At 61.3% G+C, this 21,164-nt stretch carries 21 protein-coding genes; 14 read left to right on the top strand and 7 right to left on the bottom strand.

Translation table 11 applies throughout. The features are described from left to right. Positions 1 to 120 precede the first annotated feature (120 nt). The 3 genes from N5D61_RS21905 (at position 121) to N5D61_RS21895 (ending at position 4,042) form a co-directional block, all read left to right on the top strand. Positions 121 to 1,770, top strand: a complete 1,650-nt coding sequence (locus tag N5D61_RS21905; RefSeq protein ID WP_279894214.1) for an acyl-CoA dehydrogenase family protein — start codon at positions 121 to 123, stop codon at positions 1,768 to 1,770. 77 nt (positions 1,771 to 1,847) lie between these two features. Continuing rightward, positions 1,848 to 3,344: an AMP nucleosidase gene (gene amn / locus N5D61_RS21900; protein WP_177411108.1), complete on the top strand. Its 1,497-nt coding sequence runs from the start codon at positions 1,848 to 1,850 to the stop codon at positions 3,342 to 3,344. Between the two features lie 65 nt (positions 3,345 to 3,409). Then, positions 3,410 to 4,042 carry a pseudouridine synthase gene (locus N5D61_RS21895; protein WP_108239591.1) on the top strand — a complete coding sequence of 211 codons (633 nt, stop codon included), beginning with the start codon at positions 3,410 to 3,412 and terminating at the stop codon, positions 4,040 to 4,042. Between the two features lie 45 nt (positions 4,043 to 4,087). Here the strand turns inward: N5D61_RS21895 and N5D61_RS21890 are convergent, their stop codons facing one another. From N5D61_RS21890 to N5D61_RS21880, 3 genes are all read right to left on the bottom strand, one after another. Further along, on the bottom strand, positions 4,088 to 4,294 hold the full coding sequence (locus N5D61_RS21890) for a DUF2788 domain-containing protein (protein ID WP_108239603.1): 207 nt from the start codon (positions 4,292 to 4,294) through the stop codon (positions 4,088 to 4,090). A gap of 48 nt (positions 4,295 to 4,342) precedes the next feature. Continuing rightward, the gene (locus tag N5D61_RS21885) at positions 4,343 to 4,822 is read right to left on the bottom strand and encodes an Lrp/AsnC family transcriptional regulator (RefSeq protein ID WP_108239592.1); all 480 of its coding nucleotides are present in this window, start codon (positions 4,820 to 4,822) and stop codon (positions 4,343 to 4,345) included. Between the two features lie 412 nt (positions 4,823 to 5,234). Beyond that, on the bottom strand, positions 5,235 to 5,687 hold the full coding sequence (locus N5D61_RS21880; protein ID WP_256601891.1) for a hypothetical protein: 453 nt from the start codon (positions 5,685 to 5,687) through the stop codon (positions 5,235 to 5,237). A gap of 153 nt (positions 5,688 to 5,840) precedes the next feature. Between N5D61_RS21880 and N5D61_RS21875 the strand changes: the two genes are divergently transcribed. Beyond that, positions 5,841 to 6,419 (top strand): DUF6515 family protein, encoded by a 579-nt coding sequence (locus N5D61_RS21875; protein ID WP_279894213.1) that lies wholly within the window; start codon positions 5,841 to 5,843, stop codon positions 6,417 to 6,419. A 55-nt stretch (positions 6,420 to 6,474) separates the two neighbouring features. Here N5D61_RS21875 and N5D61_RS21870 read toward each other — a convergent pair whose 3' ends face one another. Both N5D61_RS21870 and N5D61_RS21865 read right to left on the bottom strand, forming a co-directional pair. Further along, complete coding sequence (locus N5D61_RS21870) at positions 6,475 to 7,380, bottom strand: cation diffusion facilitator family transporter (RefSeq protein ID WP_279894212.1); 906 nt, start codon at positions 7,378 to 7,380, stop codon at positions 6,475 to 6,477. 30 nt (positions 7,381 to 7,410) lie between these two features. Next, a complete protein-coding gene (locus N5D61_RS21865) occupies positions 7,411 to 7,836 on the bottom strand; it encodes a polyribonucleotide nucleotidyltransferase (protein ID WP_108239595.1) in 426 nt (141 codons plus the stop codon). Positions 7,837 to 7,980: 144 nt separating this feature from the next. Here N5D61_RS21865 and hrpB point away from each other — a divergent pair, with 144 nt between their 5' ends. Continuing rightward, the gene (hrpB, locus tag N5D61_RS21860) at positions 7,981 to 10,512 is read left to right on the top strand and encodes an ATP-dependent helicase HrpB (RefSeq protein WP_279894210.1); all 2,532 of its coding nucleotides are present in this window, start codon (positions 7,981 to 7,983) and stop codon (positions 10,510 to 10,512) included. Between the two features lie 46 nt (positions 10,513 to 10,558). Here the strand turns inward: hrpB and N5D61_RS21855 are convergent, their stop codons facing one another. Both N5D61_RS21855 and N5D61_RS21850 read right to left on the bottom strand, forming a co-directional pair. Beyond that, positions 10,559 to 11,650 (bottom strand): endonuclease/exonuclease/phosphatase family protein, encoded by a 1,092-nt coding sequence (locus tag N5D61_RS21855; protein WP_279894209.1) that lies wholly within the window; start codon positions 11,648 to 11,650, stop codon positions 10,559 to 10,561. Positions 11,651 to 11,659: 9 nt separating this feature from the next. Further along, complete coding sequence (locus N5D61_RS21850) at positions 11,660 to 12,322, bottom strand: YciC family protein (protein WP_279894208.1); 663 nt, start codon at positions 12,320 to 12,322, stop codon at positions 11,660 to 11,662. A 190-nt stretch (positions 12,323 to 12,512) separates the two neighbouring features. On the opposite strand from N5D61_RS21850, the gene N5D61_RS21845 reads away from it, so the two are divergent. The 9 genes from N5D61_RS21845 to N5D61_RS21805 all read left to right on the top strand — a co-directional run bounded on the left by N5D61_RS21845 (position 12,513) and on the right by N5D61_RS21805 (position 21,141). After that, positions 12,513 to 13,295 (top strand): DUF2076 domain-containing protein, encoded by a 783-nt coding sequence (locus N5D61_RS21845; protein ID WP_279894207.1) that lies wholly within the window; start codon positions 12,513 to 12,515, stop codon positions 13,293 to 13,295. Between the two features lie 209 nt (positions 13,296 to 13,504). Continuing rightward, positions 13,505 to 13,984 (top strand): NYN domain-containing protein, encoded by a 480-nt coding sequence (locus tag N5D61_RS21840; protein ID WP_108240535.1) that lies wholly within the window; start codon positions 13,505 to 13,507, stop codon positions 13,982 to 13,984. An 83-nt stretch (positions 13,985 to 14,067) separates the two neighbouring features. Then, positions 14,068 to 14,682 carry a 3'-5' exonuclease gene (locus N5D61_RS21835; protein WP_108240534.1) on the top strand — a complete coding sequence of 205 codons (615 nt, stop codon included), beginning with the start codon at positions 14,068 to 14,070 and terminating at the stop codon, positions 14,680 to 14,682. 125 nt (positions 14,683 to 14,807) lie between these two features. Further along, positions 14,808 to 15,707, top strand: a complete 900-nt coding sequence (gene yedA / locus N5D61_RS21830; protein WP_279894206.1) for a drug/metabolite exporter YedA — start codon at positions 14,808 to 14,810, stop codon at positions 15,705 to 15,707. 47 nt (positions 15,708 to 15,754) lie between these two features. Then, positions 15,755 to 17,095, top strand: coding sequence for a DEAD/DEAH box helicase (locus tag N5D61_RS21825; RefSeq protein ID WP_279894205.1), 1,341 nt, complete (start codon positions 15,755 to 15,757; stop codon positions 17,093 to 17,095). A 232-nt stretch (positions 17,096 to 17,327) separates the two neighbouring features. Continuing rightward, the gene (rfbB, locus tag N5D61_RS21820) at positions 17,328 to 18,404 is read left to right on the top strand and encodes a dTDP-glucose 4,6-dehydratase (protein WP_279894204.1); all 1,077 of its coding nucleotides are present in this window, start codon (positions 17,328 to 17,330) and stop codon (positions 18,402 to 18,404) included. Further along, positions 18,401 to 19,306, top strand: coding sequence for a dTDP-4-dehydrorhamnose reductase (gene rfbD, locus N5D61_RS21815; RefSeq protein WP_279894203.1), 906 nt, complete (start codon positions 18,401 to 18,403; stop codon positions 19,304 to 19,306). The genes rfbB and rfbD overlap by 4 nt, the downstream gene beginning before the upstream one ends. Continuing rightward, positions 19,303 to 20,193: a glucose-1-phosphate thymidylyltransferase RfbA gene (gene rfbA / locus N5D61_RS21810; RefSeq protein WP_108240529.1), complete on the top strand. Its 891-nt coding sequence runs from the start codon at positions 19,303 to 19,305 to the stop codon at positions 20,191 to 20,193. The genes rfbD and rfbA overlap by 4 nt, the downstream gene beginning before the upstream one ends. Positions 20,194 to 20,229: 36 nt before the next feature. Further along, entirely contained in the window at positions 20,230 to 21,141 is a 912-nt protein-coding gene (locus N5D61_RS21805; RefSeq protein WP_108240528.1) for a glycosyltransferase, read from the top strand. The last annotated feature ends 23 nt before the right edge of the window (positions 21,142 to 21,164 follow it).

Genomic DNA, 21,164 nt, shown 5'->3' with positions numbered 1-21,164 from the left:
CGCCGCGCATGACCCCGCGCCGGAGGGCGAAAGCGCCGAGATTTAGTCGTCTATGGCACTTCTTTCGCGTTTGGGTGCGTGTTTCACTGAGGGCATCTGCCGAACGAACCGGAGCCCGCCATGAACCTGCATCAGTTCGCTGAGACCCATGAAGTCACTAACCAGCCGCCGTCGCTGGATGGGGTCAATCTCTATCGCATTGACCTGCCGCTTCAAGAGTGGTCGCGACGCTTCGGTGCCGGTTGGGCCGAGGCCCGGATCGATGCCTATGGCGCGCTGGCCGGTGGCCCGCTGATGGAAGCGGGTTTTCTGGCCAACCAGAACAAACCGGTGTTCGCCAGCCATGATCGCTATGGGCATCGCATCGATCTGGTGGAGTTTCACCCGGCCTATCATCAGTTGATGCAAACCGCTGTCGAGCATGGCATTCCTTCGCTGCCATGGACCGATCCGCAGGGCGGAGCGCATGTCGCCCGCGCAGCCATGAGCTATCTCCATTCGCAGGCCGAAGCGGGCAGTGGGTGCCCGCTGACCATGACGTTCGCCAGCGTCCCCGCGCTCCGTTTGCAGCCCGATCTGGCCGAGACCTGGCTGCCAAAAATCCTCGCCACTCACTACGATCCGCGCAACGTCGGCGTCGCCCACAAGGCCGGGGTCACCATTGGCATGGCCATGACCGAAAAACAGGGCGGCACCGATGTGCGGGCGAACACCACGCGGGCCTACCCGGTCGGCCAGCCTGGCCCAGGCCAGGCCTATGAGCTGGTAGGGCACAAGTGGTTCTGTTCGGCGCCGATGTGCGACGCCTTTCTCACCCTCGCGCAGACCGACAAAGGCCTGACCTGCTTTCTGCTGCCACGCCATCGTCCAGACGACACGCGCAACGAGTTCTACATACAGCGCCTGAAGAACAAGCTGGGCAACTGGTCGAATGCGTCCAGCGAAGTGGAGTTCCGCGGCGCCTTGGCCTGGATGGTCGGTGAGGAGGGGCGGGGCGTGCCCACCATCATCGAAATGGTCGCCATGACCCGTTTCGATTGCATGACCGGCTCCAGCGCCCTGATGCGTCAGGCCCTCACCCAGGCCGCGCATCATTGCGCGCATCGTCGTGTCAGCGGCCGGTTGCTGAACGAGCAGCCTTTAATGCAGAACGTGTTGGCGGATTTGGCCCTGGAAAGCGAGGCGGCGCTGGCGTTGAGCATGCGCATGGGACGCTCGCTGGAGCGGCTCGAGGATGCCCATGAGGCACGTTTTGCCCGGTTGGTCACGGCGGTGGGCAAATATTGGATCTGCAAACGTGCCCCTGCGATGATCAACGAAGCCGCTGAATGCATGGGCGGCGCAGGCTATGTCGAAGACACGATCCTCCCACGCCTGTACCGGGAAGCTCCGGTCAATTCGACGTGGGAAGGTTCGGGCAACGTGCAATGCCTGGATGTGCTGCGGGCGCTGTCCAAAGAGCCGGGCGTGCTCGATGCGCTGTTCGACGAATTGGGCGACGGTCATGGCGATCGACGGCTGGCTTCCCACATCGAAAGGTTGAAGGCGGCGTTCAGCGACACCGCTGACATCCAGTACCGCGCACGGCAGTTGACCGAAGACATCGCTGTGGCGCTTCAGGCCAAATTGTTGCTGGAGGCGGGCAACTCCGCCGTCAGCGACGGTTTCATCGCCGGGCGTATCGATCAGCCGGGCCGGGTGTACGGCGCGCTGCCGCGTGGGGTGGATGTCGAAGCGTTGGTCGCCCGGTCTTCGCCACAGGTGGCGTGAATCCTCGGCCGCGCTCCTGCAGGGGCATGCGGTACGGCTTCCATCATTTCGTGCCTTCGTTCGTCGTTGCAGGCAAGATGGAGCCTTGCAAGATCAGAAGGATGCACATCGTGACTGAAGCTTTTGTCGTCGTAAAAACTGCCGAGCAAGCCGTGGACCGGCTTGCCGAACTGCACGGTCGTGCGACCAGCGCGTTGAGCCAGGCGCTCAAGCGTTACCTCAAGGACCGCATCGAGCCCGACGCCGCCGAGCGTCTGCTGTTCCGCTACCCCGAAGTGCGCCTGACCTACCATTGCCAGGGCGAAGTGCCGCTGACCACTCGCGCCTACGCCAAGGTTCAACTGCCCGGGACCTACAGCGTCACCGTGACCCACCCGGCGGCGTTTCGCAAATACCTGATCGAACAGCTGACGCCCTTGATGAATGACTTCACCGTCACTGTCGAGGTCGGTGTCAGCGAGCAAAACATTCCGTACCCCTACGTCGTCGAGCAGGGCGATGAACTGGCGGGCACGGGCGTGACGGCGGCGACGCTGGCGCGGGTGTTCCCGAGCACCGATTTGTCGGCGGCCACCGATGGCATCGCCGACGGCCTCTACGACTGGGCCAATACCGATCCGCTGCCGCTGGCGTTGTTCGATGCCGCTCGCGTGGACTTCTCTCTGCGCCGTCTGGTGCACTACACCGGCAGCGACTGGCGCCACGTGCAGCCGTGGATCCTGCTCACCAACTATCACCGCTATGTCGACCAGTTCATCGTCCACGGCCTTGAAAAACTTCGCGACGACCCGCGCTTCGTGAAGATGGTGTTGCCCGGAAACGTGGTGGTGGACAAGAGCATGGATCACGGCGAGGCGCAGGCTATCGTCTCCAGTGTGGTCTGGCACCGCTATCAGATGCCGGCCTATCACTTGATCGCCGAAGACGGTCATGGCGTGACGCTGGTCAACATTGGCGTCGGCCCGTCCAACGCGAAGAACATCACCGATCACCTCGCCGTGCTGCGTCCGCATTGCTGGCTGATGATCGGGCACTGCGGCGGGCTTCGTCAGTCGCAGACCATCGGTGATTACGTCCTGGCTCACGCTTACATGCGCCGTGACGGCATTCTGGATCGCGTGCTACCGCCGAACATTCCGATCCCCGCGTTGGCCGAGGTGCAATTGGCGTTGCAGGAGTCGGCGGCGCAAGTCACCGGCGAGCGCGGCGACGACCTGAAAAAGCGCCTGCGCACCGGCACCGTGTTGACTTATGACGACCGTAACTGGGAACTGCGCTGGGCTCAGGAGCGACCGTTGATCAACCTGTCCCGTGCCGTCGCGGTGGACATGGAAAGCGGCACCATCGCAGCCCAGGGTTATCGCTTGCGGGTGCCGTACGGGACGCTGCTTTGCGTGTCGGACAAACCGCTGCACAGCGAAATCAAATTGCCGGGCTCGGCCAACGCCTTCTACGAGCGTGCGGTGACCCAGCACCTGAAGATCGGCATCGCGGCGCTGGACCTCATGCGGACCCAGCTCAACTCGCTGCACTCGCGCAAATTGCGCAGCTTCGATGAGCCGCCATTCCGTTGATTCGCTAGGCGTTTGAAGAAAGGGCCACTAAAGTGGCTCTTTCTGTTTTCTCGCTTCGAGTTGATATGCCCCGCAACCCTCGCCCCCCTGCCCGTCGCCCTGCGCCCAAACCGTCGGGCTCGCCTCGTCGTGTTGCCAAGGCGCCGCCTGCCGAACCGCGGCTGATTCTGTTCAATAAACCCTTCGACGTGCTGACCCAGTTCAGTGATGGTCACGGGCGCGCAACCCTCAAGGACTTCATCGACATCCCAGGCGTTTATCCCGCCGGGCGACTGGACCGCGACAGCGAGGGCCTGTTACTGCTGACCAATGATGGGCAGTTGCAAGCGCGTATTGCCGATCCCCGGCACAAACTAGCGAAAACCTATTGGGTGCAGGTCGAAGGCGAGCCGTCTGAAAGGCAGTTGCAAATGCTGCGTGATGGCGTCGAGCTGAACGATGGCCCGACCTTGCCAGCGCAGGCCCTGCTGCTCGACGAACCCGAACTGTGGCCGCGCAACCCGCCGGTGCGTTTTCGCAAAAGCGTACCCACCCATTGGCTGGAACTGATCATCAAGGAAGGTCGCAATCGTCAGGTGCGCCGGATGACCGCAGCCGTCGGCCTGCCAACCTTGCGGTTGGTGAGGGTGAGAATTGGCGACTGGAGCATCGACGGGCTGGATCAGGGGCAATGGCGAGAAGTCCCCGCCAAGCTTTGACGAGCCTAGGAGAGCACGGCTTTACGGGAGGTTGCCAGTGAGCCGTTACGGGTGTTGCTCAAGGTAGGCGATCACCGCGCTCTTGATCACGAACGCCAGCACGCCCAGGCCCAGCACACCGAACAGCATGATCGTGCCGAAGCGCCCTGCGCTGGATTTCTTCGCCAGGTCCCAGACGATGAACGCCATGAAGCCGATCAACACGGTTACCAGAATGGTCATCATCCATTCTTCGAACAGTTCGGGCTCCATGGTCGTCTCCAATCGGTAAGGCAGCAGGTCAAAAAAACGCAACTGGGTTCAGTTGCGCAAATGCACCAAGGGCAATTCGGTGCTGGCCAGCACCTGATTGAGCACGAAGCTCGAGCGCACGCTGGTCACGCCATCGATACGGGTGAGGTGGCCGAGCAGGAATTTCTGATAGTGCTCCATGTCCGGCACGACCACTTTCAATTGGTAGTCGGCGTCGACTCCGGTCACCAGGCTGCATTCCAGCACTTGCGGCAGGTTGCGGATCTGCTGTTCAAAGTTTTCGAAACGGTCCGGCGTGTGCCGGTCCATGCCGATCAGCACATAGGCGGTCAGGCTCAACCCCAGCAGTTTGCGATCGAGCAGGGCCACCTGCCGGACGATGTAGCCGTCGTCCTCCAACTGTTTGACGCGGCGCGAGCAGGGTGACGGGGACAGCCCGATGCGCTCGGCCAGCTCCTGATTGGAGATGCGGGCATCGCGCTGCAATTCGGCCAGTATACTCAGGTCATATCTGTCGAGTTTGCTCACGACTGACTCCTTTATTCGATCAATTGCGCCGAATTATTCATCCGAAGGGAAAAATTGCGCAAGTGGTGTTTTCCTCAGCAACATTCGCAATCCTCTGTCGCTCCTGTAGGCCTATTCTTTTCAACAGAATCACTGCCCGGACATAGCGTCCAGCGCGGCCCGCCCAATCAGGCCAGCCGCGGCCTCCAATCCGACAGGGTTGACCAGGCCACCGGGCTACGCACTGTCCAGAAGACGATGCGAGGTGAGCCGGCGTCAAAAGCGTCGAGCCAGGGCGAAGTATCCAAAAGAGGGCTGACGAGCCCTCTTTTTTTATGCCCGCGATTCGGGAGCCTCCTCGGCCCTCCCTGCGCGGGCATCGCAGTTTCACGGCATGCTTCTCGCTGATAGAGTGCGGCGAACGGCGCACCCATTACGCAGTCCTATCATCAGGTATCCGCGCCGCAGTGAGGAAAGCATGAGCATGCGCATCTGGCGTTTGGCAGGTGTCAGTCTTTTGGCCTTGAGCATCAGCGCTCAGGTGTTGGCCGACGATAACAATCAGCAACAACAGCAGCGCAACGAGCAACGTCAGCAACAGCAGCGTGGCTTCGAGATGCAGCGCCAGCAGCAACAGAATCAGCAGCGCAGTTTCAACGAAGACCGCCAGCGCGATCAGCAGCAACGCCAGCAACAGCAACAGCAATTCCAGCAGCAGCGCCAGCAGGAGCAGTTGAATCAGCAGCGCCAGATCCAGCAGCAACAGCAGCAGCGCTTCGATCAGCAGCGCCAGCAACAAGACCGCGAGCGCAATCAACAGCGTCAGGAGCAGTTGCAGCAACAACGCCAAGAGCAGCTTCAACAGCAACAGCGCCAACAGCAGCAACAGTTGCAACAGCGCCAGTTGCAAGACCGCCAGAACAGCCTGCCCATTCAGAGTCGCCCCGACACCGCCATTCAGACGCAACCGCCGCGCCAGGGTTTTTATCGGGATCAGCCCCGTGATAACCCTTGGCGAGGGGGGGACAATCGCCCGCCCGTGGTCGGCCACCCCGGGGGGCATGGCGATGGCTGGGGCTCGGGACCGCGCTACCGTCCAGGCTACGAGATCGATCGCATCCCCGGCGGTTACTCTCGCGTGCCTTATCGCGGCAATGATTATTTTTACTCGGGTGGCTACTGGTACCGCCCCCAAGGTCCGCGTTACGTCGTCGTCGAGCCACCACGGGGCGTGCGGGTGCGGTATCTGCCCGATTATGCCCAACAGGTCTGGCTGGGCAGCGCGCTGTTCTTCCTGGCGGCGGGCACTTACTACTCCTATGAGCAGAGCACCCAGGAATACGTCGTGGCCGAACCGCCGCAGGGCGTTGAGCCGGTGTACAGCCCTGAGCAGCCGATCCAACAGGGCAGCCCGTATGAAGTGCTCGCCTATCCCGCCAACGGTCAGGGCGAGCAGCCGATCGCTCAGGATCGCTACGACTGCTATCAGTATGCGATACAGCAGAGCAATTTCGATCCGTCCACCGCGACCTATCAGCCGGCGCCGGAAGTTGTCGGACTATTCCGCCAAGCCATGGCGGGGTGCTACGCGGGTCGGGGGTACAGCGTTCAGCAGTGAGTCAGGGCACAGCCGTTGCGGGGCCTCGTCTCTGCCCGCACGGCTGCCCCATCCCTCAATTCAGGACCGGACTGCCGGCTTGATTCACCACTTCCTGCGGGTCGGCGTGGACCAGCACTTCGGCCTTCGGGTATTCGCTGATGATCGCTTGCTCGACCTGAACGCACAGGTCATGCGCGACCGACAGGGTCAAGGTGCCGGGCAATTCCAGGTGCAACTGCACGAACCAGTGGTTACCCGAAATGCGTGTGCGCAAGTCATGGGCGCCGAGCACGCCGGGGACACCTTGCGCCAGTTCGAGCATCTTCGCGCTGACACCTGGCTCCAGTTCCGCGTCCATCAGCACTGACACCGTCTCGCGAGCGATGGAAACCGCACTCCACAAAATGTAGAAGGCGATGGCTAGACCGAACCAGGCATCCAGTTGGCCGTATCCGAAGTAGGCCAGGCCCAGCGCCACCATGATGCTGACGTTGAGCAGCAGGTCGGAACGGTAGTGCAGCGAGTCGGCGCGGATCGCGGCTGAGCCGGTCTCCTTGACCACTTTGCGTTGCAGAGCCAGAAGCGCGACCGTCAGCACGATCGACAGCAGCATGACCAACATGCCCAAGCCAGGGGCGTTCAGCGGCTCGGGGTGCTGAATGCGCTCGATTGCTTGAAAGGCGATCAGGCACGCACTGACGGCGATGAACAACGATTGCGCCATCCCGGACAGGGCCTCGGCCTTGCCGTGACCGTAACGATGGTCGTCATCGGCCGGACGCAACGCGTAATGCACCGCCAGCAAGTTGAGGAAGGAGGCCGCGCCATCGAGCAGCGAGTCGGTCAAGCCCGCCAGCAGACTGACGGACCCGCTCAGCCACCAGGCAACGGCTTTGGCGATCACCAGAACACTGGCCACCGCCAGCGAGGCTCGCGTTGCCAGACGCAATAACCGGGCATGTTCAGGACTGCTGTTCATGGCGCTTCCTCAGCGAATCGACGTAAATCATCAGGCGGAGGGCACCAGACCCAGTGACGCCAGTTGCTCCACGCTGCCTTTGTGCTGAATCAGGCGTGGGTCATCCAATGGCAGACTGCGGCCCAGTTCGGCCTGCAGGATGGCCTGCAACTTGGCATTGTCGACCGTGCCATCCGCACGCACGGCGGGTTGCAGCTTCTGCGGGTCGACTTGCGCCTGTTTGCCTTGGGGCAGATAGATGGCGCCGGTGGCGAAATCGACGCCAAACGCGATCACGCCGGGGATGATGTAGAACAGCAAACCGATGGCGTCGAGCACCACGATTGCGGGGTCCATCCGGCCGCTGCCTTGAATCTGGCCGCGGCGTTCGGGGTAGAAAATGCTGCCGCAAGCGGTCAGTTGAGCCAGCAGGCTGACAACCAGAGCACCGCCGATCAAACGGGAAGGAATACGCATGAAGATCTCCTCAGAGGAAGTCGCAACTATACAAGGCAAATGCCTAACCAATAAGACTATCCCGTGAGCGCGACGGTTCGGTGTCGTGAGAAGCAAAGACGCGAGCCAGACCCGTATAATCGGCGACCCGTGTTTGGAGCCGCCATGATTTCCCTACCCATCGATGCCGCCCTGCCTGCGCTGTGCCAGGCCTTGGTCCACCGTCACGAAGCGGTACTCGAAGCGCCGCCCGGTGCGGGCAAGACCACACGCGTTCCCCTCGCGCTCTTGCGGGAGCCGTGGCTGGCAGGGCAGACCATCCTGATGCTCGAACCCCGTCGTCTGGCCGCCCGGGCCGCTGCTGAGCGGCTAGCGTCGGAGCTGGGGGAAAAAGTCGGTGAAACGGTGGGCTACCGGATTCGACTGGAGAGCAAGGTCGGCCCGGCCACCCGTATCGAAGTGGTGACCGAAGGCATCCTGACCCGACGTTTGCAGGAAGACCCTTCCCTGGAAGGCGTCGGGCTGTTGATCTTCGACGAATTTCACGAGCGCAGCCTCGACGCCGATCTTGCCCTCGCGCTGACCCTCAACGGCCGTGCGTTGTTCCGGGACGAGCAACCGCTGAAAATCCTCCTGATGTCGGCGACCCTCGAAGGCGAGCGGCTGTCGAGCCTGCTCGACGATGCGCCGGTGATCAGCAGCGAAGGGCGGATGTTTCCGGTGGCGCTGCGGTGGGGCCGACCGTTTCAGCCGGGTGAGTTCATCGAGCCGCGTGTCGTGCAAACCGTGCTTGATGCGTTGGGCAATGAATCGGGCAGTTTATTGGTGTTCCTGCCTGGGCAGGCGGAGATTCGTCGCGTCCATCAACAGTTAGCCGATGCCTTGGGCGAGCGCAGTGATGTGATGCTCTGTCCGCTGCATGGCGAGTTGGACCTGAGTGCACAGCGCGCGGCCATCGACCCGGCGCCAGCGGGCAAGCGCAAGGTGGTGCTGGCGACGAACATCGCCGAGACCAGCCTGACCATCGACGGCGTCCGCGTGGTAATCGATGCCGGGTTGGCGCGAGTACCGCGGTTCGATCCGGGCAGCGGCATGACGCGTCTGGAGACCCAACGGATTTCCCGCGCCAGCGCCACGCAACGAGCAGGGCGGGCGGGGCGTCTGGAGCCGGGTGTTTGCTATCGGCTGTGGTCGGAAGCGCAACACGAACAGTTGGCCGGTTATGGCACTGCGGAGATTCTTCAGGCAGATCTTGCAGGGCTCGCGTTGCAGTTGGCGCGTTGGGGCGTCGAGCCCACCCAGTTGACCTGGCTCGACCTGCCCCCGTCAGCCTCCTATGCACAGGCGCAGGACTTGCTCGCGCGTCTGGGCGCTTTGAGTTGCAGCCCTGGCGAAAGCTGGAAATTGACCCTCCACGGGCAGGCCATGGCCGAAGTCCCAGCGCACCCGCGCATTGCTCACTTGTTGCTGCGTGGACAGGATCTGGGCCTTGGCAGGCTCGCCTGCGATGTCGCGGCATTGCTCGGCGAGCGTGACATCCTGCGGGGCGCGGGGGCCGACCTTCACAGCCGTCTGACACTGCTGGCAGGGACGGAGCGGGCAGGGCGAAGCGCCCAAGGCGGGGTGCAGCGTGCCAAGCAGCTCGCTCGGCAGTACCGCAGCTATCTCAAAGACGCTGTGAAACGGCCGGTTGCTGACCCCGATCATCCACGCTGGGTCGGTGCGTTGCTGGCCTTGGCGTACCCCGATCGTGTCGCGCAACAACGCAAAGCGGGAGGCGCGGAATACCGGCTGAGCAACGGCCGCGCAGCCCTGTTCGCAGAGCCGGACGCATTGATGAAGGAGCCCTGGCTGGTGATCGCTGAACTCGGCAGTCGCCAGGGCCAGCGTGAGGAACGGATCTACCTGGCGGCTGAGTTCGATCCCGCGCTGTTCGATTCGGTGCTGGCTGAGCAGGTGAGTCACGTCGACCACCTGGAATGGGACGAGCGCGAAGGCATATTCCGGGCCGAGCGCCAGCGCAAGGTCGGTGAGTTGATCATCGGCCGGGAGCCCTTGACCGGCCTGGACGAGGCGACCCGCGGGCACGCGTTGCTCGCGCTGGTGCGGCGCAAGGGGCTCGAATTGCTGCCCTGGACGCCGGAACTGCGCCAGTGGCAGGCAAGGGTGGACCTGTTGCGCCGCCTCGATCTGGAAACGCACGACAGCAGCGAATGGCCGGATGTCAGCAACGAGGCCCTGTTGACCACGCTCGAGCACTGGTTGTTGCCTTATTTGGGCAAGGTCACGCGGCTGAGCCATTTCAGCCAACTGGATCTTTCATCGATCCTGCACAGCCTGCTGCCGTGGCCGCTGCCGCAGCGGCTGGACGAACAGGCGCCCCACCATCTCAGCGTGCCGTCGGGTTCATCCGTACGACTGGATTACAGCGAATACCCGCCGATCCTGGCGGTTCGCCTGCAGGAGTTGTTCGGGCTGTCCGACACCCCGCGCATTGCGGGCGGCCGGCAGATCGTCAAGCTGCACCTGCTGTCGCCTGCGCGGCGCCCGGTGCAGGTCACGCAGGACCTGGCCAACTTCTGGCGCAGCACCTATGCCGACGTCAAAAAGGATTTGAAAGGGCGATACCCCAAGCACTATTGGCCCGATGATCCCCTGATTGCCGAGCCCACGGCGCGGGCTAAACCGAGGAAGTAGCGCTCGCGCAGGGTGCGTTGCCGATCACGCACCCGTGCGGTGAGCATCATTCATTCGCATGAAGTAAAAAGCGCCCGATCACCGGCAAATGATCGGAAATCAGCAAGGTGTCGACCTGCCGCACGCGGGCATCGATTCGCTTCAGCGCCGGGCTGTAAAACAGGTAATCCTGCGTACGGTCGGGGCCGCTGACCCTCGGGTCATTGGGGAAGCGGGTGAGCCACCGGCGACGTTCTGCGCCAGTAGCCTCTTCCATGCTGGGGATCACGGGAAATTTGCCCGTGAGTACGCGCAGTTCGCTGTCAGGGCTGTAGCGCTCGCGCTGTTCGGCGGGTAACTGGGCGTATTGCCTAAGAGGCAGCAGATTGAAGTCACCGCCGCCGACCCACGGGATACCGGCTTTCTCAAAGCCGTCAAGGCGTTCGGCGATGGCCGACACCTGACGCCGTAGGGTGTCGTGCTCCGATCGGCTGTCCCCCAGTTGCGTGTTGACCACCGCCAGCCGTCCGCCGCTGCTGAGCGGCAGTTCGCTGATCAGCAGTGCCTGCTTGGGTGCGAATTGGCGGCTGATGAAATGGCCACCTGAGGTTGGGAGCTGCACCCGCTCGGCCTTGTCGATGCGGTAGCGGCTGAGGGTGGCGAGTTTGGTGCCGACGCTGCCGTAGATGTGCGGGTCGGGAAAGAAGTCCGCCTTCCAGTAGAACGCTTCGGTGCTGCAAGGGTAGAGATCGGTGATCCGATCCCGCAGCAACGCCAGTTGGTTGCTGTAGTCCGTGTTTTTGGCACCGTCGTCTATGTCCTGAAGCAACACGACGTCCGGCTGCTCGTCGCGAATCACTCGCGCGACCTCGTCGAGGTTATAAGCGATGTCTTCGGGTGTAGGTCGCTCGTCCGGTCCGCTGCCATCGGCCATGTCGTACCAGAACACGTAGCGTTTGCCCGCCAGATGCTGAATGTTCCACGTCATGACCTTCAGCGCCTGACCCGGCACGAGCAGCGGTGGCGGGGCGTCTTTGGCGTTGCAGGTTACGGTGGACGGCTCCTGCCTGGCGGGGTGCCACGTCATGTCGTAGATCAGCGCTGCCATCAGGGCAATCAACAGGACCAGGGCGAGACCCCACCGCAATAAAGCTCGCATCGGCGCTCCTCAGGCCGTTCGGGCGGATTGGTCGATCAGCATGAACAAACGAAACATCACTACACTGATGAACAGTTGCAGGAAGCTCGAAATGCTGTCGACCGTCAGCGAGAGCATCGGGCTCTGCTGGTCAGGCAGCACGTAGAGGCTCAAGCCTTCGAGTACGGAAAGCGGGATGTAGACGAACAGCACGCACGCGAGAATCCGTACCAGGTGGCCGCGGGTCATCATGAAACTTTCGCGCATGGCGTCCAGCGGACCCAGCCCGCGCAGCACTAAAAGGTATTCGGAGAACACCAGCTTGATCATCACCCAGATGCCGGGAACGATGAGCAGCGAAAACCCGGCCATGATCAGCAGTGTGCTCAAGGCGGTAAGCACCGCGAAGGTCGGCCACAGCCGCAGCGTCGCGGCCAGCAGGTCGCGCGTGCCGGGGGTGTCGCCCCGTGTCTTGGCATCGAGGAACAGGATCAGCGCGCCGGTGTAAAGCGGGTAAAACAGCAGGCCGGTCAGCAGTTGCCAGTTGGCGGAAGCATTCGGCCCGATGGCGCTGCTCAACAGCTGTTTACTCAGGGCCTCAAGGATCACCAGCGGCAGGCACAGGGTGAGGATGCTCGCGATGTTGCGTCGGAAGAAATAAAGCGAGTCTTGAATAATGGTCAGCGGGTTCATGAAAGGATCACAGGCCAAGGCAAGCGAACACTGTAACTTAGTGCTTCTGAGCGGGCCAACCTGCGGGCAAGGGCGGCCGTTCTTAAATTTTTCTACATGCTGTTGAAAGGCCCTTGAAACGCCCCATTACTGTTTGTGTCTGACATGTGCGTCAGTCGCAGAATTCCTACGGCAATCTAACGAGGTCGCCATGAACACCGAAGAGCAAACCCTGATCGATGGCTTGTTTGACAAACTCAAACGAGCAGAGACCGATTCGGCCCCCCGTGACGCCCAGGCCGAGGCGCTGATCAAGGAGCACCTGACCCGGCAGCCTGCAGCGCCGTACTACATGGCTCAGGCCATTCTGGTGCAGGAAGTCGCGCTCAAGCAAATGGAGGCCCAGAACCGTCAGCGCGACGAGCAGATCCAGCAACTGCAGGCCGAGCTGCAACGCGCCAAGGCGCAGGCCCCGCAGCAAAGCGGTGGCTTTTTGTCGAGCATCTTCGGTAGCGGCTCTCGCGAGTCGCAGCCGCAGCAGCCCGCTTCGTCGTTTTCCCGGCCCTCCAGCCCTCCGCCCAGCGGCAATGGCTGGCGCGATGGCCCGGCAAGCCCACCCCCTTACAGCCCACCACCCCAAGGCAACTACGGCCAGCCGCAACAGCAGGCGCCTGCCGCGCCGTTCGGCAGCGGCTTTTTGGGCGGCGCGCTGAAAACCGCAGCCGGTGTGGCCGGTGGTGTGATGCTGGCCGAGGGCATCAGCAGCCTGTTTCATCACAACAGCCAGCCACAGGAAATCGTCGAGATCATCGAGCAGCAGCCCGCGCAACCGGCCAGCGACAACGTGCCCGACAACGGTGGCTGGGGCGACGACCAACAGCGCGTCACCAGCAACGATAACTGGGGCAATGATACGGGCGGCTTCGCTGACACCGATTACGGCAGCGACGACGGCGGATTCTTTGGCGGTGATGACGACGACAGCTACGTCTGACCCTCACCCCTGAGCAGTCAAACGCCGACCTGCCGGCGGCGAGCCTCGTTTCGCCGTCGGCAAGCGCTCCTTCCACTTAATGGCGGATTGTCATCTTTCCGGCCTTCCATCGCGCGAGTTCGCCCTTCAATCCCTTCTCCAAACTGGCATACTGAACGCCGGTCCGACGTTCGGACCCTTGCCGCTTGTCAGCGCATCGAGGAGTTCGGGTGAGAAGAATCGCGGTGTTCGCCGACGTACAGAACTTGTATTACACCGTGCGTCAGGCCCATGGTTGCCATTTCAACTATGCCGCACTGTGGGCGGACATCAGCAAGCGCGGGCAGATCGTCGAAGCCTACGCTTATGCCATCGATCGGGGCGACAGCAAACAACAGCAGTTTCAGCAGATCCTTCGCAACCTGGGTTTCACGGTCAAGCTCAAGCCGTACATTCAGCGCAGCGACGGTTCGGCCAAAGGCGACTGGGACGTGGGGATCACCATCGACATCATGGACGTTGCGCCGAATGTGGATGAGGTGGTGCTGGCCTCCGGCGACGGGGATTTCGACCTGCTGCTCGAGCGCATCATCACCAAGCATGGCGTCGAGGCAGTGGCCTATGGCGTGCCGGGGTTGACCGCCAATTCGCTGATCCGCGCGGCCAGCCGTTACATACCCATCGAAGGCAGGTTGCTGCTCAAGAGCTGACCGCTCGGTCATCCCGTGCTACTGCATCCCCGCTCACGGGTGGGTTCGCTGCGAAACAGATCAATTCAAGGTTTTAACGACTCATGCAAGAACGAATCGCCGTCATCGACTTCGAAACCACCGGCATTTCCCCCAGCAGCAGTTGCCGCGCCACGGAAATTGCCGTGGTCATCATGGAGCAAGGCGTCATCGTCGAGCGTTATCAGAGCCTGATGAACGCAGGCGTGCGGATTCCCGCATTCATCGAGTCGCTGACCGGTATCAGTAACGCCATGCTGCGTACGGCGCCGCCAGCGGAGCGTGTCATGAACGAAGTGGCGGAGTTCGTGGGTTCGACCCCGCTGGTCGCTCACAACGCCGCCTTCGACCAGAAATTCTGGGACTACGAATTCTCCCGCATCAAACGCACCCGCGAGCAAAGCTTTGCCTGCTCGATGCTACTGGCTCGGCGTCTAATGCCCAGCGCGCCGAATCACAAGCTGGGGACATTGACCTCTTGGGCGGGCCTGCCTGCCACCGGCAAGGCTCACCGGGCACTGGCCGATGCGGAAATGGCGGCAAACCTGACGGCCCATTTGAGCCGGGCGCTGCGCGAGACCCACGGCGTCGCAGGGGTGTCGCACCAACTGTTGTGCACGCTGCAAAAGGTGCCAGCGAAAAAAATCGCCGAGGCCATCACCAAACATCGCGGGTGCTGAAGAACTGATCGTTGCGCCGCGCAAAAGTGTATCGGTCGAATCGCGCCCAGTTGTAACTGACCCTCTCGCAGTAACCTCTCTACACTGGCTCTCCATAAAAATCATCGTTTGTGGTCGAGTCTTTCATGCCTGCATCCCGCCGCTTTCCCTTGGTGCTTATCGGAGCCTTTTTCGCGCTTTATGTGATCTGGGGCTCGACGTATCTCGCCATCCGCATCGGTATCGAAACCTGGCCTCCGCTGTTGATGGCGGGGCTGCGTTTCACCATTGCCGGGGCCATTCTGTTCGCCTTCATGCGCCTGCGCGGCGCGCCGATGCCGACCTGGAAGCAGTGGAAGGCGTCGGCGATGGTCGGCGGCCTGCTGCTGGCGTGCGGCAATGGGGGTGTGACCCTGGCCGAGCACAACGGCGTGGCCTCCGGGGTGGCGGCGTTGGCCGTGGCGGTCGTGCCATTGTTCACCTTGTTGTTCGGGCTGATCTGGGGCCACCGCAACACGCGGCTGGAGTGGGCCGGCATCGTGCTGGGCTTGATCGGCATCTGCCTGCTCAACCTCGGCTCCAACCTTCAATCCAGCCCGCTCGGCGCGGTGTTGGTGGTCTCGGCGGCAGCGGCATGGTCGTTTGGCTCGGTGTGGAGCCGTTACTTGCCCTTGCCCCCCGGCGCCATGGCCAGTGGCTGCGAAATGCTGACCGCGGGCGCCATGATGCTGGTCGGCAGTTACCTCAGTGGCGAGCGGATGACCCAGTCGCCGGGCCTCTCCGGCTGGTTGGTGATGGCCTATCTGGTGGTGTTCGGGTCCATCGTCGCGTTCAGTGCATACATGTACCTGCTGAAAAACGTCAGGCCCGCCGCGGCAACCAGTTACGCCTACGTCAACCCGGCCGTGGCGGTGCTGTTGGGCGTGGTGTTCGCGGGCGAGCGCATCGGCGCTGCCGAAATGGCGGCCATGGCGGTCATCATCAGCGCCGTGGTGCTGATCGGCTTGCCGCAGTGGCGCAAGCAGAGTCCGGTGCAAGCAGGGTAAACTGCGCGTCTTCTTGATACGCCTGACCCTCTTTCAACGGTACAACCATGACATTCGCCACACTCGGCCTGATCGAACCCCTGCTGCGCGCCCTTGAGACGCTTGGCTACCAGACGCCCACCCCCGTTCAGGCCAAGGCCATTCCTCCCGTGCTGGAAGGCCGCGACCTGATGGCCGCGGCCCAGACCGGCACCGGTAAAACCGCAGGTTTCGCGTTGCCGCTGCTGCAACGCCTCACCATGGAAGGCCCCAAAGTCGCCCCTAATTCGGTGCGAGCGCTGATTCTGGTCCCGACCCGCGAGCTGGCCGAACAAGTCCACGAAGCCATTCGCCAATATGCCGAGCACCTGCCGTTGACCACCTACGCGGTGTACGGCGGCGTGAGCATCAACCCACAAATGATGAAACTGCGTCGCGGTGTCGACGTACTGGTGGCAACCCCCGGACGCCTGCTCGACCTGAACCGCCAGAACGCCGTCAAGTTCTCTCAAGTGCAGACCCTGGTACTCGACGAAGCCGACCGCATGCTCGACCTGGGCTTTTCCGAAGAGCTGCGCGGGATCTACGCGGCCTTGCCCAAACGCCGCCAGACGCTGCTGTTTTCCGCCACCTTTTCCGACCCGATCCGCGCGCTGGCCAGCCAGATGCTGACCAACCCGCTGGGCATCGAAGTCAGCCCTCGCAACGTGGCGGCCTCTTCGGTCAAGCAATGGGTGGTGACCGTCGACAAGAAGCGCAAAACCGAGCTGTTCATTCACCTGCTGAAAAAACAGCGGTGGGGCCAAGTCTTGGTGTTCGCCAAAACCCGAGTCGGTGTCGATCAACTCGTGGAGCGCCTGCAAGGCCTGAGCATCAACGCCGACGGCATCCACGGCGATAAGCCACAGGCCACCCGCCAGCGCGCGCTGGACCGTTTCAAGGTCGGCGAGGTGCAAATTCTCGTCGCCACCGACGTCGCCGCCCGCGGTCTGGACATCGACGACCTGCCAACCGTGGTCAACCTCGACCTGCCCATCGTCGCCGAAGACTACGTCCACCGCATCGGCCGCACCGGCCGTGCCGGGCAGACCGGCGAAGCCATCTCCCTGGTCTGCGCCGACGAAGTCGAGCTGCTGAGCGCCATCGAAGTCCTGACCCGCCAGACACTCCAGCGCAAGGAAGAGCCGGACTTCATTCCGGAACACCGCGTGCCGGTCACGGATGCCAGCGGCCAGATTCTGAAGAAGCCGAAAAAACCGAAGAAGCCAAAAGTCAGCGGCGGCGGGGCAGGGAAGCGCAATCTGGGCAAATGGGTCGACAGCGGAGACGTCGCGGCCGAAGCGCCTGCGGTCAAGCCGGTGAGGAAGGTGCCTGCGTTTAATACGGGGCCTAGGAAGCGTAAGCCATGATGCCATCCGGCTGACTAAGAGGATTACATGGATGAATCGATAAACATGTACCTTATTAATGATGGCAATTGGCGCTAAACTAGCGGGCGTTTTTATCGCTGCACGTTCGAACTCGTTACGGGCGCTTCAGTCGGATGAGTCTAGACGCCGAAGCCACTGCATTCGGTACTCGTTTCCATGGATCAGACGGCCGTCCTACCCGGCTGTCAGCAACTCAAGGTAAGAAACTCGCGTGAAAATCCTAGTCACAGGCGGCGCTGGCTTCATTGGCTCAGCGGTCGTGCGTCACATCATTTCGAACACCACCGACTCTGTCGTCAATGTGGACAAGTTGACCTATGCGGGCAACTTAGAGTCTCTGCAGAGCGTCGACCAGGATAAACGCTATGTTTTCGAACATGTGGACATCTGCAACCGCGAGGAACTGGATCGCGTGTTTCGCGAGCATCAACCTGATGCGGTGATGCACCTGGCTGCCGAGTCCCATGTTGACCGCTCTATCAGCGGCCCATCCGAATTTATACAGACCAACATCATCGGCACCTACGCGTTGCTGGAAGCCGCTCGCGGTTACTGGTCGGCACTCGACGAGGCGCGCAGGTCGGCGTTCCGTTTCCATCACATCTCCACCGATGAGGTGTATGGCGACTTGGAAGGTCCGGAAGATCTTTTCACCGAAACGACGCCCTATCAGCCAAGCTCGCCGTATTCGGCCAGTAAAGCCAGCTCCGACCACCTTGTTCGTGCCTGGGCTCGTACCTACGGCCTGCCGACGCTGGTCACCAACTGCTCGAACAACTACGGGCCATTCCACTTCCCCGAGAAGTTGATCCCGCTGGTGATCCTCAACGCGCTGGAAGGCAAGCCTCTGCCGATTTACGGCAAGGGCGACCAGATCCGCGACTGGCTGTTCGTAGAAGACCACGCGCGCGCGCTTTACAAAGTCGTGACCGAGGGTGAGGTAGGGGAGACCTACAACATCGGCGGCCACAACGAGAAGCAGAACATCGAAGTGGTGCGCACTGTTTGTGCCTTGCTCGATGAACTGCGTCCAGAATCGGCTTTCCGTCCTCACGTCGATCTGTTGACCTACGTGCAGGATCGCCCCGGCCATGATCTGCGTTACGCGATCGACGCCAGCAAGATCCAGCGGGAATTGGGCTGGACCCCAGAAGAAACCTTCGAATCGGGCATCCGCAAGACCGTGCAGTGGTACCTCGATAATCCTGAGTGGGTGGCGCACGTGAAGAGCGGCAGCTATCAGCAATGGATCGACAAGAACTACGCCGCGCGTGCCGACAAGGCATGAAGCTTCTTCTGCTCGGCAAGAACGGCCAAGTCGGCTGGGAACTGCAGCGCGCGCTCAGCGTGTTGGGTGAGGTGGTCGCGCTGGATCGTCATCCCGCCACCACGCCCTACGGAACGCTGTCTGGCGACCTATCGGATCTTGACGCCCTACGGGCCACGATTCGTGCCGTTGCGCCACATGTCATCGTCAACGCGGCGGCCTACACGGCCGTCGACAAGGCTGAAACCGAGCGCGAATTGGCCCATACGGTGAATGCCCTGGCGAGCGGAGTCATGGCCGAAGAAGCCAAGACGCTGGATGCGCTTCTCGTTCATTACTCCACCGACTACGTGTTTGATGGCACAGGCACTACGCCCTGGCGTGAAACCGATGCCGTTGCTCCCGTGAACTACTATGGCGCGACCAAACTGGAAGGTGAGCAACTGATCGTGGCATCGGGTTGCAAGCATCTGATCTTCCGTACCAGTTGGGTGTATGCAGCGCGCGGCAACAATTTCGCCAAGACCATGCTGCGGCTGGCCAAGGACCGGGAATCGCTTAATGTGATTGCCGACCAGATCGGAGCACCTACGGGTGCAGACCTTCTGGCCGATGTTGCGACAGCGGCCTTGCAGCAAACCTTGGATAACCCCGCCTTGTGCGGCATTTACCATCTGGTGCCTGCGGGCGAGACGTCGTGGCACGCCTACGCGAGCTACGTGATTGAATTTGCACGGGCGAACGGTGAACCGTTGGCAGTGCAAACGATCAATCCCATCGCGACAACGCAATACCCCACGCCCGCCAGCCGTCCGTTGAACTCTCGCCTTGCGACGGACAAGCTCCGCGACGCTTTTTCATTGCACTTGCCGGATTGGCAAAGTGGTGTAACCCGCATGCTTATGGAAGCTTTGAACAAATGAACACGACCAATCGTAAAGGGATCATTCTGGCTGGCGGTTCGGGGACGCGTCTGCACCCGCTGACCCTGGGCGTCTCCAAGCAAATGTTGCCAATCTACGACAAACCCATGATCTTTTACCCCCTATCGGTGCTGATGCTGGCGGGTATGCGGGAAATCCTGATCATTTCTACTCCTGACGACCTGCCATGCTTCCGCAAGCTACTGGGTGATGGCAGTCAGTACGGCATCAAGTTGAGCTACGCCGAACAGCCAAGCCCGGACGGCCTGGCACAAGCGTTCATCATCGGTGAAGAGTTCATCGGCAATGACCCATGCTGTCTGATCCTGGGCGACAACATTTTCTACGGTCAGCACTTCTCCGATAACCTGCGCGCCGCCTCTGAGCAAACTGAAGGGGCGACCGTGTTCGGCTACCACGTCAACGATCCAGAGCGTTTCGGTGTGGTGGAGTTCGACGCCAATGGCCGCGCTTTGAGTATCGAAGAGAAGCCTGCGCAGCCGAAATCAAGCTACGCCGTTACGGGTTTGTATTTCTACGATAATCAGGTGGTGCAGATCGCCAAGAACATCAAGCCATCCGAGCGTGGCGAGTTGGAAATTACCGACGTCAACCGAGCTTATCTCGAGCAGAAGAACCTGACCGTCCAGATGCTGGGGCGCGGCTTCGCTTGGCTGGATACCGGTACTCACGAATCTCTTCTTGAGGCGAGCCACTTCGTCCACACCATCGAACAGCGCCAAGGCTGGAAGGTCGCGTGTCTGGAAGAAATTGGCTACACCAATGGTTGGATCACCGCCGAGCAAGTGGCCTCTCAGGCTGAAAAGCTGAAGAAAACCGGCTACGGGCAGTACCTGCAGAAGCTGCTGGAGCACGGCAGCGTCTAATCCGGCCATGACTCGTTAACCAGGATCGCCGACAACATGTCTTCCGATATTCCCAAGGTTGCGGTGTTGTTGGCGGCCTATAACGGTATGGCCTGGATAGAGGAGCAACTGGCCTCAATTCTCGCGCAAACCAACGTCAGTGTGTGGGTTTACATCAGTGTTGACCCGTCCAGCGATGGCACTGAGGTCTGGTGTTCCGAGTACGCTCAACTGCATCACAATATTGTGCTGTTGCCCCCGGTGGGCCCGTTCAAAGGCGCGGCGCGCAATTTCTTTCGTCTTATCCACGATGTCGATTTCAGTGGGTACGACTTCGTTTCATTTTCCGACCAGGATGATGTTTGGTACCCCGACAAGCTTGAGCGAGCCGTGGCAAGGCTCCAAGTCGGTGACGTCGACGGTTATTCCAGTAACGTCATCGCCTTCTGGCCGAATGGCCGTCGGTTGCTTGTCGACAAGGCCCAGCCTCAGGTGGAGTGGGATTATCTCTTCGAAGCGGCGGGGCCAGGGTGCACCTATGTGTTGAAAAATCGGCTTGCCACCGACTTCAAGCAACTGATCCTCAATCACTGGGCTGAGGTACAGGAAATTGCCCTGCACGACTGGTTCTGTTACGCGTTTGCGCGTAGTCACGGATACAGGTGGTTCATTGATCCGGTGCCGGGAATGGATTATCGGCAGCATGCTTATAATTTGGTCGGAGTGAACAACGGCTGGTCTTCTGCGCTGGCTCGGCTCCGTCGCGTAAGCGGGGGGTGGTGGCTCAGGCAGATTCACCTAACGGCCCTGTTGACGATTGGTCGGATGCCTACTGAAATCCGTGAAATATTCGGGCTAATTCTTAATGCACACCAGTGTCGAAGAAAACGGCGCGACCAGGTTGTGTTCCCTCTGATGTATCTGATTTCCCACCTTACAAGCGATAAGTCTCATCGCGTGATTAAGTGAGGCGCTCCAGGGGCCAGTAGCCA

Source organism: Pseudomonas sp. GD03842, from assembly GCF_029841165.1.
Classification (GTDB): Bacteria; Pseudomonadota; Gammaproteobacteria; order Pseudomonadales; family Pseudomonadaceae; genus Aquipseudomonas.
The sequence above is the reverse complement of the archived record's forward strand: the minus strand, read 5'-3'. Positions and strand labels throughout refer to the sequence as shown.

Bases quoted from the DNA above. Each gene is read 5' to 3' on its own strand.
- N5D61_RS21905 (WP_279894214.1), top strand. From the start codon at position 121: ATGAACCTGCATCAGTTCGCTGAGACCCATGAAGTCACTAACCAGCCG.
- amn (WP_177411108.1), top strand. From the start codon at position 1,848: ATGGAGCCTTGCAAGATCAGAAGGATGCACATCGTGACTGAAGCTTTT.
- N5D61_RS21895 (WP_108239591.1), top strand. From the start codon at position 3,410: ATGCCCCGCAACCCTCGCCCCCCTGCCCGTCGCCCTGCGCCCAAACCG.
- N5D61_RS21890 (WP_108239603.1), bottom strand. From the start codon at position 4,294: ATGGAGCCCGAACTGTTCGAAGAATGGATGATGACCATTCTGGTAACC.
- N5D61_RS21870 (WP_279894212.1), bottom strand. From the start codon at position 7,380: ATGAACAGCAGTCCTGAACATGCCCGGTTATTGCGTCTGGCAACGCGA.
- N5D61_RS21865 (WP_108239595.1), bottom strand. From the start codon at position 7,836: ATGCGTATTCCTTCCCGTTTGATCGGCGGTGCTCTGGTTGTCAGCCTG.
- hrpB (WP_279894210.1), top strand. From the start codon at position 7,981: ATGATTTCCCTACCCATCGATGCCGCCCTGCCTGCGCTGTGCCAGGCC.
- N5D61_RS21855 (WP_279894209.1), bottom strand. From the start codon at position 11,650: ATGCGAGCTTTATTGCGGTGGGGTCTCGCCCTGGTCCTGTTGATTGCC.
- N5D61_RS21850 (WP_279894208.1), bottom strand. From the start codon at position 12,322: ATGAACCCGCTGACCATTATTCAAGACTCGCTTTATTTCTTCCGACGC.
- N5D61_RS21845 (WP_279894207.1), top strand. From the start codon at position 12,513: ATGAACACCGAAGAGCAAACCCTGATCGATGGCTTGTTTGACAAACTC.
- N5D61_RS21835 (WP_108240534.1), top strand. From the start codon at position 14,068: ATGCAAGAACGAATCGCCGTCATCGACTTCGAAACCACCGGCATTTCC.
- yedA (WP_279894206.1), top strand. From the start codon at position 14,808: ATGCCTGCATCCCGCCGCTTTCCCTTGGTGCTTATCGGAGCCTTTTTC.
- N5D61_RS21825 (WP_279894205.1), top strand. From the start codon at position 15,755: ATGACATTCGCCACACTCGGCCTGATCGAACCCCTGCTGCGCGCCCTT.
- rfbD (WP_279894203.1), top strand. From the start codon at position 18,401: ATGAAGCTTCTTCTGCTCGGCAAGAACGGCCAAGTCGGCTGGGAACTG.
- rfbA (WP_108240529.1), top strand. From the start codon at position 19,303: ATGAACACGACCAATCGTAAAGGGATCATTCTGGCTGGCGGTTCGGGG.
- N5D61_RS21805 (WP_108240528.1), top strand. From the start codon at position 20,230: ATGTCTTCCGATATTCCCAAGGTTGCGGTGTTGTTGGCGGCCTATAAC.